The organism is Streptomyces sp. NPDC028305, assembly GCF_055569495.1.
In genome coordinates this window covers 169,091-182,612 of record NZ_JBVHTN010000006.1, presented here as the reverse complement: position 1 = coordinate 182,612, position 13,522 = coordinate 169,091, and the positions used below count along the sequence as shown (strand labels likewise).

The following is a 13,522-nucleotide window of genomic DNA, read 5'->3' as shown; positions in this document are numbered from 1 at the left end:
TGGCGTGCCGCTAACGCAGCGCTGCCGCGGTGGCAACGGGCGTACCTTCATGATCATAAGGCGGAGCGATGGTGCTCTGAGCGGGGCTGCCGCGGTGGTCAGGTGAGGCGGCGGAGCGCGTCGGGGGTCAGGTCGGCGAGGGTGGGGTAGCCGTCGACGGCCATGAGCAGGTCGGCCTCGGCCAGCAGGGAACGCAGGACGTGGACGACGCCGTCGGTGCCGGCGAGAGCCAGGCCGTAGAGATAGGGGCGGCCGACGCCGACCGCGGTGGCACCCAGGGCGAGGGCCTTGATGACGTCCGCCCCGGTGCGGACGCCGGAGTCGAACAGGACCGGCAGACCGTCGGCGGCCTCGACCACCTCCGGCAGCGCGTTGAGCGCGGGCAGGCCGCCGTTGGCCTGGCGTCCGCCGTGGTTGGAGCAGTAGACGCCGTCCACGCCGCCGTCCTTGGCGCGACGGACGTCGTCGGGGTGGCAGATGCCCTTGAGGATCAGCGGCAGGTTGGTGATCGACCGCAGCCAGGGCAGGTCGTCCCAGGTGAGGGGGTTGCCGAAGATCGTCGCCCAGTGCATCACGGTCGCGGTCGGGTCGTCCTCGGGAGCCTTGGCGAGCCGGGAGCGGAAGACCGGGTCGCTGGTGTAGTTGGCCAGGCAGTGGCCGCGGAGCTGGGGGAAGTTGCTGGCTGCCAGGTCACGGGGCCGCCAGCCGGGGATCCAGGTGTCGAGGGTGACCACGATGGCCTTGAAGCCCGCGGCCTCGGCCCGGTGGACCAGGCTCTCGGCCACCTCCCGGTCGGAGGGGGTGTAGAGCTGGAAGAAGCCGGGCGTGTCGCCGAACTCGGCGGCGACTTGCTCCATCGGATCGACGGTCAGGGTGGAGGCGATCATCGGCACGCCGCTACGGGCGGCGGCGCGGGCGGTGGCGAGGTCACCGTGGCCGTCCTGCGCGCACAGACCGACCACGCCGACCGGGGCCATGAGCAGCGGTGTGGGCAGGTGCATCCCGAACAGGTCGACGGACAGGTCGCGCTGGGTGGGGCTGACCATCATGCGGGGGATGAGGCCCCACTGCTCGAACGCGGTGACGTTGGCCCGCTGGGTGTATTCATTGCCCGCGCCGCCGGCCACGTAGGAGCGCACCGCGGGCGGCATGGCCGCCTCGGCCAGCGGCTCCAGATCGTCGGAGGTCATGGGCAGGTTCGGCAGCACCCCGCGCAGCCCGTCGAGGTAGATCTCGTTCTGGTAGTCGGCGAAAGCCATGATCCCGTCCTCCTGCACGCCCGCCGGGTGCGGGCTCTCGAAGTCCACAAGGGGAGAGTGACGCACGAGGGCAGCGCAACGCGGGTTTCTGGCTCAGATCTGAGAGGAAGACCCTGGTGGACCACTCGAGATGTCGCCCTGTTTGTTCGCATTTAGGGTGAGTCTCGTGATGCGAATACACAAGATCATCCCGTTACTGACGGTTGTCGTCTTTGTGTTGTTGCATGTCTTCGCCTATCCAGGCACACGCTTCTCCAATGACTCATACCGCTACGCCCGCTCAGCGTACGAGTTCTTGGGCGACCCCTACCGGAAAGCCCAGGACAAAGCGTTGCGGGCCTACTGCGCGGACACGGCGGCCATGCTTCAGCGAAACCGCATGCTGCATCAGATCGAGTTCCGGGCCCCGGTGCGCAGCTATGAGTTCCAGGATTGCCTCACTGAGCACGCGGATGGCCTCAACCCCAGCAATCCGCGGTACGAGGCGCTCTTCCATGCTCGCCTCGCCTATCCACTGGTGGCCGCGCCGTTCGTCCGGCTCTTGGGGGCCAAGGCGGGGCTGACGGCGGTTGCCCTGGGTTTCACGGCGCTCGGAGGGCTGCTGGTCCTGGTGCTCCTGCGCGCGCTGCGTGCACCGCCTCCGGTGGCATGGCTCGGTCAGTGCCTGTACTACGTCACGCCGATAGGGCTGTGGGGCAGCCGGCCCATGACGGAGGGGCCGATGATCGCCCTCATGGTGGCCATGCTGCTCGGCGCGGTGTGGCTGTGCCAGGGGCGGCGGGTGGCGGGGGCTCTGCTGTCCGTGGCGGCCTTCGCGCTGGGTTTCGCGGTCAAGTACTCAAGCTTCGCCCTGGTGGGGCCATGCCTGGTGGCGGCGAGCGCGTTGGCGCTGATGTTCGTTCCACAGGCCCGGCACAAGGGCACGCGCTGCCTGCTCATCGTCTCGCTCTTCGAGTCCCTGGTCGCCTTTGCGATGAGCCGGGCGCTCCGGTTGCCCGGATTGGAGGATTCGCTCCAGGACACCTTCTCCCTCCACTGGACGTATGCCGAAGTCGCCGACCCATGGCGCCGACTGGCCCGGCTCGATGTCAACTACTGGTGGCAGTGGCTACAGGGAGAGGCGTTGGCTCCCTCCCTGCTCTTCCTCCTGGCATTGGGCGTCTGGGGCGCGATGAGCCGCTCGGTGCCCATCGCGCTCTGCCTGATCGCCGTGGGCGGTACGGGCCTGCTGACGTCCGTTGCCCACCCGGTGGCGATGGAGGGCGACAGGCTCTACGTGCAGGTGTGGCTGATAGTCGTCGTCGGGCTGCCCCTCCTGGTCGAGCGGCTGCGCAGGAGCGGCGGGGCCCCCGGCGCGCCGCCTGTGCGAAGTGATCCTCTGCTGAAGAGCAACGGGCGTCGGCGAAGAACGGCTCGTCTCGAGCGACTGCCCCCGACCTCCCGACTGGAGGGGGTCGACATGCGCCCCGATACGCATCCCGGCTGAGGTGCGCACGCTTCGGCGCCGCCCACCCGATGAGGGCCGGGCGGCGCCGGTTGTGGTCAGGAGCAGGGCTTGTAGAACTTGGCCCAGCCGTTGCTGGGCATGGACGGCGGCTCGCCGGTGGACCCGAACGCGCCGTACTTCGTCTTCAGCTCGTAGTCGAAGTCCCCTGGGCCGCTGTTCGGGTCCGTCAGGCGCACGTCCCGATCCAGTTGCCCGTCACCGTTGTTGTTGAGGATCGCGAGGTCCGGGTAGGCGTCGCCGCCGTAGTTGGCGATCCGAAGCTGCTGGACCTCGCCGTGGTCGCCGATGTCGGAGTGCCGGGCGTGGGCGGAGCTCAGGTTCGCCCGCTTGAGCGGGCCGGGGCGGTATTGCGCGACGCGCGCTGTCGAGGGGTCGTCGATGCCGGACGGCTTGACGATGTTGACGACCATGTCCAGGGTGCCGTCCTTCTGGAAGTCGGCGACCGCGGCGGACGCGACCTCCCCCGTCTTCGCGCCCAGGAGTTTGCTGACGGCGTGCTTCGTTCCGAACGAACCGTCCGCGGTCCCCCACTGGATCGTCATCTTGGTTCCGGTGTGCCCCGGATTCGTGATCTTGTCCGGGCGACCGTCACCGTCGAGATCGCCGACCAGCGTCGTGGCGCCGGCCAGGCACGGGCCCGTCGCCTTGGCGGCCATGCCGGCCCGCTCTGCGCCGCCCGAGGGCGACGACCCGGCCGCAGCGGCCTGGTAACCGGCGACGGTCAGGGACAAGGCGACCGCCGCGATCGGGGCGGCGATCAGAAGTGAGCGTTTGCGAGGCATGTACGAACTCCTAACGTTGTTGCTGCGAGGGAGATGCTGGTAACGCCGGCTGAACGAAGCCTGAAGCGCTCATGGGCAGCTACGGCAGCTGTCGTTGGGTTACTGGTCGGTTCCGCCGTCGTAGGGGACGGCGTCTGCTGCGGAGGTGTGCCAGTTGGTGACGATGGGCTTGTCGACGGTGATGGTGTCGACGGGCAGGGAGACGGGGTTGGGGTCCTTGGCGCCGATGGCGATGATGATGCTGTTGAGTTCCTTGCCGCCGTTTTCGTTGGTGGTCTTGGGGTTGACTCCGGCGTAGGCGGTGGTTCCCTTGCCGAGGGTGACCGCTTCGCCTACGGCCTGTTCGGCGGGGCCGGCTTCGGTGCCGTCCGATCCGAAGGCCACGGTGGGGAGTTCGGCGGGCAGGACGCAGGTGATCCCGGGCTTGGCCTTCGCGATGATCAGGATGTATCCGCCGGCCTGTGACTCGGACCTGGTGCTCCAGGAAATGTCGTTGGCCCCGCACTCCTGCCCGACGTTGCCACGCTCGCCGTCGCCGACGTGGGCGCCGACACCATCCTGGGTTCCTGTGTCCTGCGCGACGAAGGTCTTGATCGATGCGCCAGAGCCGGTGTCCTGGTCAGCCGCAACCGCAACCGCAGCCACGGCGGAGGCCGACGAGTCACCGGACTGACCACTCGCGTCGTCGGAGGACTGCCAAGCGGTGGCGAGCATCGCGGCAGTCATCAGCAGCCCGGCACCGGCGAACATACGGACTCGGGGGCGGGCGATCAGCATGGGAGGACCTTCTTCGTCATCAGCGGAGTAGTGCACACAGCGACGTATCGCCCGGTGTGGCACTCACCTTGCCGGTGGCGGCTACCGTCCCATTAACGCGCCACTAACGAAGCGTTGGCGCTCCCGCGTGGGCCGACTCGGTGGGGGTCTGGTTCGCATCCATCGGTCGTTTACCGGCGCCACGTACGGTGACAGCTTCACTCGCGTAACCATGGTCGGGGGACGGCATGGCGCTGCGTATTCAATTCAGGTGCTCGGCGGCTTCGCGCCTGCTAGTCGCAGGGGCAGGCTAGATGGAGAGAGCCTGTCCATACTCGGTCGCATGGATGAGACAGCGCACGGCAAATCCCTCCTCGGTGAGTTCCTGTCCCGGCGCCGGGCTCAGTTGAAGCCGGCGGACGTGGGGTTGCCGGACTACGGCGACCGGCGGCGGGTGCCGGGGCTGCGGCGTGAGGAACTGGCCCAGTTGGCCGGCGTCAGCGTGGCCTACTACATCCGGCTGGAACAGGGGCTGTCGCTCAACGCCTCGCCGCAGGTCCTCGACGCGCTGGCCACGGCTCTGCGGCTGGATGACGCGGAGCGGCGCCACCTGCACACCTTGTCCGGTGACGTCCGGCAGAGCCGTCGCCGGCTCCCCGCCGAGCGTGTCACCGCGGCGATACGCCAACTGGTGGATGCCTTCGGGGACTCACCCGTGGTGGTCCTCGGCCAGCGCTCGGACGTCCTGACGTGGAACCGCACCGGGCATGCGTTGTTCGCCGGGCATCTGGCCCCGGACAGCCCGGATCAAGCGGCCACGCGACCCAACACCGCCCGGATGGTATTCCTGGACGCCCACACGCGGGACCTGTACGTGGACTGGCCCAGGAAAGCACGGGATGTGGTGGGCAAACTGCGGCAGGCGGTCGGCAAGTATCCGGACGATCCGCATCTGGCCTCCCTCGTCGGCGAGCTGACGATGCGCAGCCCGCATTTCGCCACGCTGTGGGCTCAGCACCGGGTGCGCGCCTGGGGCTTGAACGAGTACCGGATGCGCCATCCGATGGTCGGGGAGCTGGACGTGTGTCAGCACTCGCTCCCGGTGCCCCGGGGGCAAGGGATCCGGCTGGTGGTGGTGACGGCGGCGCCCGGCTCCGCCGACCAGGCGGCACTGCGATTGCTCAACCAGACCCTCCAGCCCGCCGCGGACATGTCGGCGACCGCCCGCCCTGCCGCCGGCACCCCCGCACACATCGTTCCTGCCGTACACCCCTGATCCGGCCGTATCCGGTCATCTGGCCGTCACAAAGCCACAGTCCGCCCGACATCACCCGACAGCCTCCGGCCCGAGGCTGTCGGGGAGCGCCCCGGGGGCCTCGTCACGCACGCTTTCCGGCCGCCGATGACACTGCCGCCCCTCTTTCCTCTCCCCTGTGTCCCCGCCCGCCGGCATCACGCATTCGGCGCTCGCACGCGATGGGCGGACACACGCCGACATTGATCTTGGGCGGGGCGCGTAGCCGGCTCCCCCCTTCCATCGCGGAGAACATCCGCAGAGGCCCGCACAGTCACCCTTTGACCCCTCCTGGAGGTTCCCCATGTCCACCACACCCGTCACGGCTTTCGCCGGGGTCATCGACACCATCGCCCACCTGGTCGAGGCCGTGGAGGAGGAGCAGTGGAGCGCGCCCACGCCCTGCACCGACTGGAACGTCCAGCAGATGGTCGACCATCTGCTGTTGGGCCAGCACACGTTCGCCGTCGTGATGGGGGCGCAGCCGCCCCGGCCGGCGCTCGACCCCGCTCCGGAAGCGCTCAAGAAGGCGTTCCGGACATCGGCCGCCGCCCTGGTGGCCGCCTTCGAGCGGCCGGGAGCGCTGGAGCGCACGGTGCGGGCCCCGATCGGTGAGGTGCCCGGCGCTGTGGCACTGCATCTGCAGACCATCGAGCACCTGGTGCACGGCTGGGATCTGGCCCGGGCCATCGGCCAGAAGGCCCTGTTCGACGAGGCCACGGTCGAGCGGGAGACCGAGTTCGCCCGCGGCCTCACGGCACAGATGCCGTCTGGACCGGGCGCTCCGTTCGCGCCGTCCCGGACCGCTCCGGAAGACGCCCCCGCACTCGACCGGCTGGCCGCACTGCTCGGACGCGACATCACCGAGTGACCCTCACGCAGGTCACCGCAGTACACGCCGGCCGCAACCCTCTCGAGGAACAAGGACAACAATGAAGAAGACGAAGCTGAACATCGCCATCGCGAGCGCAGCACTTGTCGCTGCCGTGGCCACCGGAACGGCGTTGGCCGCGAACGGTTCGTCTGCCGGATCCGGCTCCACATCCGGCGCCGAGCAGACCCGGGCCGAGCAGGCCGAGCAGAAGAAGCCCAGCGCCATCAAGGCCGACGGCTCGAACGTGTTCCCGCACTCGCTGGACTTCGACGCGCGGTCGAACACGTTCCTCGCCGGGTCGCTGAAGCGCGGCACGGTCTCCGCCGTCAGTCCTGACGGAAAGGTGCGCACCCTCATCGACGACCCGGAAATGGTGTCGGCGCAGGCCGTCCTCGTCGACCGCGAACGGGACCGCATCCTGGTCAGCAATGTGGACTACGGCACTGCCGACCGTTCCAGGAAGAACGCCCCCTTCCGCGTCGCCGGTGTGGGCAGCTACGACCTGGAGAGCGGGAAGCAGGACTGGTGCGTCGATCTGACCGCGGTCACCCTGGACGGCAAGCAGCACCTGATCTCCGACGTGACGGTGGCGCCCGACGGCACCGCGTACGCCGTCGACGAGCTGACCCCGACGGTGTTCCGCATCGACCGCAAGGGCCGCGCCTCGGTATTTCTGCAGAACGACCTGCTCAAGGGCACGCTTGACATTCCCGACTTCCTGAACGATGTGGGCATGACAGCGGTGGAGTGGGTGGAAGGAAACCACCTGATCATCGCCATGGCCGACGGCTCCCTGGTACGGGTGCCCGTCAAACATCCCGAAAAGGCGCAGGAGGTGAAGCTCTCCGCGCCCCTGGGGTCCCCCACGGCCGGCATGCGGCTCCTGAAGGACGGCTCGATCGCGGCGGTCAGCAGCGGTCTGCTGACCGGCAAGCCCGCCCAGATCCAGCGTGTGGAGCCCCGTGACGGCTGGAAGAAGGCCACGGTGAAGGTCACCGACACCGTCGAGGATCCCGTCACCAGCGACGTGACCGCGGGACCGGACGGGACGACGTACGCGCTCAGCGGCGGGCTGGCCGACCTCCTTGCGGGCAAGCCCAACGACGGGTTCAGCCTGACCCCCGTCAAGACCGATTGAGCCGGCAGCCGTTCCCCCGGACGACCTGCGGTCGCCACTCCCACGACCTGCGGTATCAGGACTTCCGCGTCGGATGCGAGACGGTGCCATGCGGCGTCGTTGCGGGGCGAGAAGATCGGCATCACACGGTCATCACCGCGTGATGGCCGCGCGGCGTACTCCGTCTCCCCACCACAGCAGGAAAGTACGCAACGGAGCGATAGTGCTCTGAGCGGCGGCTTGTTCAACTGCGCGGTCGAGGTGCTCGACGAAGGAACGCAACTGGGCGGGGGCGATCTGGGCAACCGCTGCCCGGAGTGCTGCCGGAGGGAGCGCCGGCATGGGGCTCAGGGGCCCGTCGGGGGCAGGGGGCTGCTCGGTCATCGGAACGTCTCCTGGCGGGTGGTCTACGTGGTCATCGTGAGCCTGGCCGTTGGTACGGACGCTGGGCTGGGCCTACGCCCGCGCCTCGTTCGCCACACAACGCCCGACGCGTCTCGATCGCTCTGGCCCAAGCGTGATCGCGTTGGGGTGGGTTCTGGTGCGTTGTCGCGAGTCGCCAGAGGGGCCAGCGGCCCCGAGCAACGGCAGAGCCCCGGGCCGATGGCCTGGGGCTCTGCCGTGTGTGGAGCGGGTGACGGGAATCCAACCCGCGCTCTGAGCTTGGGAATCACGGGGCCGTCAGCACGGATTATGCCGTTGACCAGCGCGAATGGGCGCTGTGGGCAAGCGGCCACGCCTGCCGCAGTACCCGGCATTGACCGCTGTTTACCGCTCCATCTGGTGCGCTTCTGGTGCGGAACCTGGCGCACTGCCGATCAGTCCGCGCTGGGGTCCAGTCCCTCGAAGCGAGATCTGTTCACCCGCTAAAGATCGGAGAATGGGGGGATCACTCGCGTGATCGCGATGAGGCGCAGACGGGGGAGGGGCAGCGCGTAGAACCAGCCGTCGACGAGCAGGGGGATGCGCCGCACTCCGCCTGGCACACCCCGTCGCGGTCCTTGACCGAGATCCGTGACGTCAACGCCGACGTCGGCCAGTGCAACCATCTCTCCCGCGAGGCGCTCAACCTCGGCGACCACCTGCGGGGGCAGGCCCGACACGATCTCGGCGTCCGGGTCATACTCCCAACGCCATTGGTCCCGGTCGCTCACGCTGCTCCCTGCTCCTGGTCGATGCCGGCTTCAGCGCATGCTGTGTCAAGGATGCGACCGATCTCCGCCGCAAGTTCGCGAGCCTCGTGGATATCGTCGGTCTCGGCCGCACGGGCTTCCAGCGCCCGCAGGCGGGCGGCTCGGGCCGGGTGGCGCTCGACGGCCACGTAGACGGCCCACTGCCCGACGAAGCGACGCATGGGTGCCGCGCTCACCTGCTCTCGGGACTGCCGGAGTGCCGCGGCGCGCTCGGCATCAAATGTCGGCAGTGCGTCCGGGGCGATCAGCGCAAGAGCAGCGCGCAGTTCCTCAGGCGTGCTGGCCGGCTGGGCGATGCGGTGAGCTTCCGGATCACTGTCGGCGATGTCGTGCATCGGATGTTCGGGCTGCGTGGTCATCGCGGTCTCCAGTGAGGATCGGCAGGTCCGCTGTGCGCCCTACGGTACGTGTTCGTCCCTCTCGTGCGCATGGAGATGGTCCGCTTCAGCTCACTCGGCGGGCTGCTGACCGCCGCCACTTTAACGGCGGCAAGCCGTCTTGGCTGAGAGGGGGAGGAGTCGGCCCGGCAAGGCGACCGGTCGGCATGCCTAGCGCCTGATCTGGCACGCAACGGGCACGGGGGCTACAGAGAGGTCTAGACAACAAGCAAGGCCCGGGTCGCTGACCTGGGCCTTCGTCGTGGAGCGGGTGACGGGAATCGAACCCGCGCTCTGAGCTTGGGAATCACTGGGTGATCAGCCCTAAGCACGTCGCTGACCTGCGTAATCTGGTGCCGTCGGCTGTTCGGTAGGCCCACCAGGCACCCGTAATTGACCGCTGTTGACCGCCGTATCTGGTGCGCATCTGGTGCGGCGGACGCTTTCCCGGCCGGGCTGCGCCGCACCTGCCCTGGCTCGCCTTGCGGCAGCCAAAGGCCGATCGCATGCAGGCTTGTGCCGTAGCGACTGATCAGCCGAGCCATGTGACGCGAGTGATCACAACCAGCTCGAGGCGTTCCAGCGCCATGAACATGAAGAAGCCACGTCCTCCGAAGATGTCCTGTGTCCGCAGACCTCCGCCGTGCGCATTTCCGCGGCCGACATCGACTGCGTCGCGGCCCAGGACCGTCAGCTGCTCAGCCAAACGCTCTACCTCGGCCACGACTTCGTGAGGCAGGCCGCCTACGACATGCTCAGCATCGGGGTCGTAGTCCCAGGTCCAGGTATCGCTCACGCGGAGATCTCGTGGTGGGCCAGGTCTGTGATCTGGTGGATCTCGGAGAGTGCGGAGCGAAGGGTCTCGCGGTCGGTGGCTTCTTGCGCTACGGCCTCCAGCTCGCGAAGGCGTGCGGCGCGGGCCGGGTAGCGCTGAATGGCGACGAACTCGCCCCACCACTGCAAGAAGGTGCGCAGCGGAGCGATGGTGCTCTGGGCGGCGGCTTGTTCGACCGCGCGGTCGAGGTGCTCGACGAAAGACGGCAGCTGGGCGGGGGCGATCTGGGCGACCGCTGCGCGGAGTGCTGCTGGAGTGAGCGCTGGCATGGGGATCAGGGGCCCGTCGGGGGCAGAAGGCTGTTCGGTCATCGAAACGTCTCCTGGGCGGCGGTCTGCGTGATCATCATGAGCCTGGCCGTTGTTGCGGTCGCTGGGTTGAGCCTACGCCCGCGCCTCGTCCGCCACACAACACCCGACGCGTCTCGATCGCTTTGGCCCAAGTGTGACCGCGTTGCGCCTGGATCGAACCCGCGCTCTGAGCTTGGGAATCAATGACACTCTCCGGGGCTGTGGTGCGGCTGACCAGGGAAAACGTGGCCAAAAGGGCGTGTGCGCGGGGCTTGGTTGCGCCGTTTTTGACCGCTGCTGACTGCTGCTAAGGGCATGGATAGGGCACGAGGCCAGCGGATGCGCAGAAGGTTCTTCGTTTCCGTCGGTTCAGCGGGATGCATCGCCTGCAAGCCCACCCGGCCCGAGGCCGGCCTTGCAGAGGCAAACCCGAGCGCCGCGTCCAGCTGCCGTGGCTGTCTCCGCGCCTGGGTGCCCAGGGGCGAACGCTCCGGTAGCCGCTGAGACCAACGCTGGGGGCCGAAGCAGCGTCGGGGCGGGTGCGGTGGGGTGGGGCGAGGCCGCGATGAGCCCCTGTGGGGGCGTGGCGTCGGGCCACCACGCCCCGCCCGCGGAGCCAGGGGGGAACCTGCTGGTCATGCTTACACCGTGACGAGATGGTCGGCGGTGCCGCCGCACCACTCGATCAGGAGGAGCGTCGCGTCGTCGGTGGTGACCCCGCCGCGTTCTCGCATCAGGGTGTGGGACAGGCCGCGTACCATTTCCTGTACGCCTTCGCCCACGCACCCCGCGCGGTCCACGAAGTCGAGCAGTCGCTCCTCGCCGAACTGCTCTTCGCCGGTGCGGTGCTCCTCAATGAGACCGTCAGTGAAGAAGAGGATCCGGTCGCCGCGGGACAGCGCCTGGTCGCTGATCTGCGGGATGGCGCCGCCGAAGCCGACGGGCAGGGTGCCCGGGCTCTCCAGCGCCTGGACGACGTGGTGGTCACGGATCAGCAGGGGTGCCGGGTGCCCGGCGTTGACCCATTGCAGGTGGCCGGTTCCGATATCGAGGCGCAGCATCTGCGCCGTGACGAAGTGGTCGGGCCCGAACTGCTTGTCGATGGCCGTGTCCATGAACATGTACAGGTCGGCGAGGCCGACGTCGGTGCGTCTGGCGTGCCGGTAGGCGCCGATGGCGACGGTGGCCAGCACGGCGGCGTCCAGCCCGTGACCCATGGCATCGATGATGGCCACGTGCAGGATGTTGTCGTTCAGGGCGTAGTCGAAACTGTCACCCGCGACGTCGTAGGCGGGCTCGAGGATTCCGGCCACCGCGACCTGCGGGGTGACCATGGTCAGCGGGGGCAGCAGCGACCATTGGATCTCCGCGGCCAGGCTCATCGGCTCACGGCGCCGGGCCTGGAAGAACTGATCGGTATAGCTGTTCTTGGTGACCAACATGTCGGCGACCAGGCCGGCCAGGCGCCGCAGCAACCGCCGGTCGTCGTCATCGACGGTGCTCAGGGTGACGGCCAGCACCCCCACCACGTCGCTGCCGTCCAGGAGCGGCAGGAACATCCGTACGCCATCGGCCTGCGGCTGTTCCACCATCGCCGCGCTGAGAAAAGCCCTGCCGGCCTGAGAATCGTCGATCCGCTCGGGCTCCCCGACCACGAGTCTCATGCCCGGCAGGGGAGCCAGCATCAGCTGGTCGTAGTCCTGAAGGAGGATCGAGACGTCCCGCCCGCCGATCCTGCCCACTTCCTCCGCGACCAGCGGGGCGATCAGCTGGGGCGGCATCTCGTGAGCCCGGTCCAGCAGCACACCCAGCAGCCGCTCACCGAATCCCTCTGACCGATCCACGGTGACTTTACGGAAGTCCCGTTCACCTTCCGTCATAGCGACCTCGTTTCGCCGCAGCGCCTCACACAGAGGCGAGCCTCAGCGCTGTTCGCCGCATTTCGGTCCTGCTGCCTCCTCCACCCCCAGCATCGCGCACATGAGGGTCTGCGACACCTGCCGCCAGGTCGCCGTAGCGCGACCGGTGCCTGAGGCGGCCGAAGAGCAATGCGCGCGCCCCGCCGGAGGCGCCTTGCCGTGGTTACCGCATCAGCCCAGCGACGCACTCTGAAGATCGCCGTGAGCTGCACAGCCATCGGCACCGTGTCCTGTTCCTTGGCCTGTAGAGGTGCTCGCACCGTCGAGGCGCAGGCAGAGCGAGGATCACCTCGTGGATATTGCCCTGCTCCCTGCCGTCGCGCCGGCGGCGACACAACGGCCCCGGCGTAAACACACCGGGGCCGCCCTTTCGGGACGGTTGCACGTGAGAGTGCACCGGCCCACTCACCATGTTATGCCTGGGGTGTTTTTCCGGCATCGCAGACTTTTTGGGTAATGCGGCGCCTGGGCGGAAGGCCCCCCGCCCCCGTCAGCCACGTTCCTCCTCCTCTTCGCCCTCCATCAGCCGGATCCCCTGGTGCGTCAGTGTGGCCATCGCGGGTGTATTTCCTCGTGCCCAGTCGACTGTGATGAGCCCCTCGCCCGCCAGGTATGCGCAGGCGGCCGCCAGATCCTGCTCAGGGACCTGGAGCTCGTCGCGCAGCTTCGCCCCGGTGATGCCGAGGAGGCGATTGCCTTCCACGGCCTCGTACAGAGCCTTCATGATCGCTTCGCGGTAGTTCTTCCGCTCGCGCAGTGTTGCCATGGTTGCCGTCCACACGTGCAGGGCACCGACGAGGAGTGCGAGGAGTGCATGGACACGGGGCGGCGGTGCCCTGCCCGCACCCGTTGAGGGGCATCGCTTCAGACTTCATCCGTCTGCGTGCGGTCTTGTCCGGAGGACTGACTTGCTAGCAGCCAGGACCGCGCCGGCCCTGCCGTGTGCCTGGTGTCCACGGTGAGATGGAGCCGGGTTCCGCCGTCGGCGCCGGCAGGGTAGCTGCGCTGCTCGGCGCCGGCGAAGCAACGACGGAGTACCTCGGCGACCTGACGGGCGGCCTCGGGGGACGCGGAGACGATACGCACCTCGGCGCGCCCTGGCGAGGGTGATTCGGGTGGCTGCATGGTGACCTCGTTTCATCAGGAGGACCTGGCGGTGGGCGTGGGGCCACGCTTCGCACCCACCGGCCCAGGCCAGGAAAAGGTCATGCATCTTGCGCGGCCCCGTCGCGGTGTTCGAGGTGAGGCGGTGACGACGGGTGATCCGGCGGGCTTGCCGGCTGTCGGCTCTTCCGGCTCCGTGTAGTGGAATGCTGCCA

At 68.4% G+C, this 13,522-nt stretch carries 14 protein-coding genes; 4 read left to right on the top strand and 10 right to left on the bottom strand.

The genetic code is table 11. The annotated features are described in order from the left end of the window. Positions 1–98 precede the first annotated feature (98 nt). Positions 99–1,259, bottom strand: a complete 1,161-nt coding sequence (locus ACZ4WQ_RS26200; RefSeq protein ID WP_398375929.1) for a lactate 2-monooxygenase — start codon at positions 1,257–1,259, stop codon at positions 99–101. A 169-nt stretch (positions 1,260–1,428) separates the two neighbouring features. Between ACZ4WQ_RS26200 and ACZ4WQ_RS26195 the strand changes: the two genes are divergently transcribed. Beyond that, positions 1,429–2,745, top strand: a complete 1,317-nt coding sequence (locus ACZ4WQ_RS26195; RefSeq protein ID WP_468022459.1) for a hypothetical protein — start codon at positions 1,429–1,431, stop codon at positions 2,743–2,745. A gap of 56 nt (positions 2,746–2,801) precedes the next feature. Here the strand turns inward: ACZ4WQ_RS26195 and ACZ4WQ_RS26190 are convergent, their stop codons facing one another. Further along, entirely contained in the window at positions 2,802–3,548 is a 747-nt protein-coding gene (locus ACZ4WQ_RS26190; protein ID WP_385347325.1) for an FG-GAP repeat domain-containing protein, read from the bottom strand. A gap of 99 nt (positions 3,549–3,647) precedes the next feature. Continuing rightward, positions 3,648–4,325, bottom strand: a complete 678-nt coding sequence (locus ACZ4WQ_RS26185; RefSeq protein ID WP_398375837.1) for a DUF4232 domain-containing protein — start codon at positions 4,323–4,325, stop codon at positions 3,648–3,650. Between the two features lie 322 nt (positions 4,326–4,647). Here ACZ4WQ_RS26185 and ACZ4WQ_RS26180 point away from each other — a divergent pair, with 322 nt between their 5' ends. The 3 genes from ACZ4WQ_RS26180 (at position 4,648) to ACZ4WQ_RS26170 (ending at position 7,610) form a co-directional block, all read left to right on the top strand. Further along, entirely contained in the window at positions 4,648–5,580 is a 933-nt protein-coding gene (locus ACZ4WQ_RS26180) for a helix-turn-helix transcriptional regulator (RefSeq protein ID WP_311728487.1), read from the top strand. Positions 5,581–5,902: 322 nt separating this feature from the next. Then, positions 5,903–6,469, top strand: coding sequence for a TIGR03086 family metal-binding protein (locus tag ACZ4WQ_RS26175; protein WP_398375839.1), 567 nt, complete (start codon positions 5,903–5,905; stop codon positions 6,467–6,469). Positions 6,470–6,530: 61 nt separating this feature from the next. Next, on the top strand, positions 6,531–7,610 hold the full coding sequence (locus ACZ4WQ_RS26170) for a hypothetical protein (RefSeq protein ID WP_398375841.1): 1,080 nt from the start codon (positions 6,531–6,533) through the stop codon (positions 7,608–7,610). A gap of 845 nt (positions 7,611–8,455) precedes the next feature. Here the strand turns inward: ACZ4WQ_RS26170 and ACZ4WQ_RS26165 are convergent. The 7 genes from ACZ4WQ_RS26165 to ACZ4WQ_RS26135 all read right to left on the bottom strand — a co-directional run bounded on the left by ACZ4WQ_RS26165 (position 8,456) and on the right by ACZ4WQ_RS26135 (position 13,328). Next, positions 8,456–8,743: a hypothetical protein gene (locus tag ACZ4WQ_RS26165; protein WP_398375842.1), complete on the bottom strand. Its 288-nt coding sequence runs from the start codon at positions 8,741–8,743 to the stop codon at positions 8,456–8,458. After that, entirely contained in the window at positions 8,740–9,141 is a 402-nt protein-coding gene (locus ACZ4WQ_RS26160) for a DUF6247 family protein (protein ID WP_385347349.1), read from the bottom strand. The genes ACZ4WQ_RS26165 and ACZ4WQ_RS26160 overlap by 4 nt, the downstream gene beginning before the upstream one ends. A 550-nt stretch (positions 9,142–9,691) precedes the next feature. After that, positions 9,692–9,955, bottom strand: a complete 264-nt coding sequence (locus ACZ4WQ_RS26155; RefSeq protein ID WP_398375844.1) for a hypothetical protein — start codon at positions 9,953–9,955, stop codon at positions 9,692–9,694. Continuing rightward, a complete protein-coding gene (locus ACZ4WQ_RS26150; RefSeq protein WP_398375846.1) occupies positions 9,952–10,305 on the bottom strand; it encodes a DUF6247 family protein in 354 nt (117 codons plus the stop codon). Before ACZ4WQ_RS26150 ends, ACZ4WQ_RS26155 begins: the two co-directional genes overlap by 4 nt. 620 nt (positions 10,306–10,925) lie before the next feature. Then, positions 10,926–12,164 carry a PP2C family protein-serine/threonine phosphatase gene (locus ACZ4WQ_RS26145; protein WP_398375847.1) on the bottom strand — a complete coding sequence of 413 codons (1,239 nt, stop codon included), beginning with the start codon at positions 12,162–12,164 and terminating at the stop codon, positions 10,926–10,928. Positions 12,165–12,693: 529 nt separating this feature from the next. Further along, on the bottom strand, positions 12,694–12,969 hold the full coding sequence (locus ACZ4WQ_RS26140) for a hypothetical protein (RefSeq protein WP_014178208.1): 276 nt from the start codon (positions 12,967–12,969) through the stop codon (positions 12,694–12,696). A 98-nt stretch (positions 12,970–13,067) separates the two neighbouring features. Continuing rightward, a complete protein-coding gene (locus ACZ4WQ_RS26135) occupies positions 13,068–13,328 on the bottom strand; it encodes a hypothetical protein (protein ID WP_385347333.1) in 261 nt (86 codons plus the stop codon). Positions 13,329–13,522 lie beyond the last annotated feature (194 nt).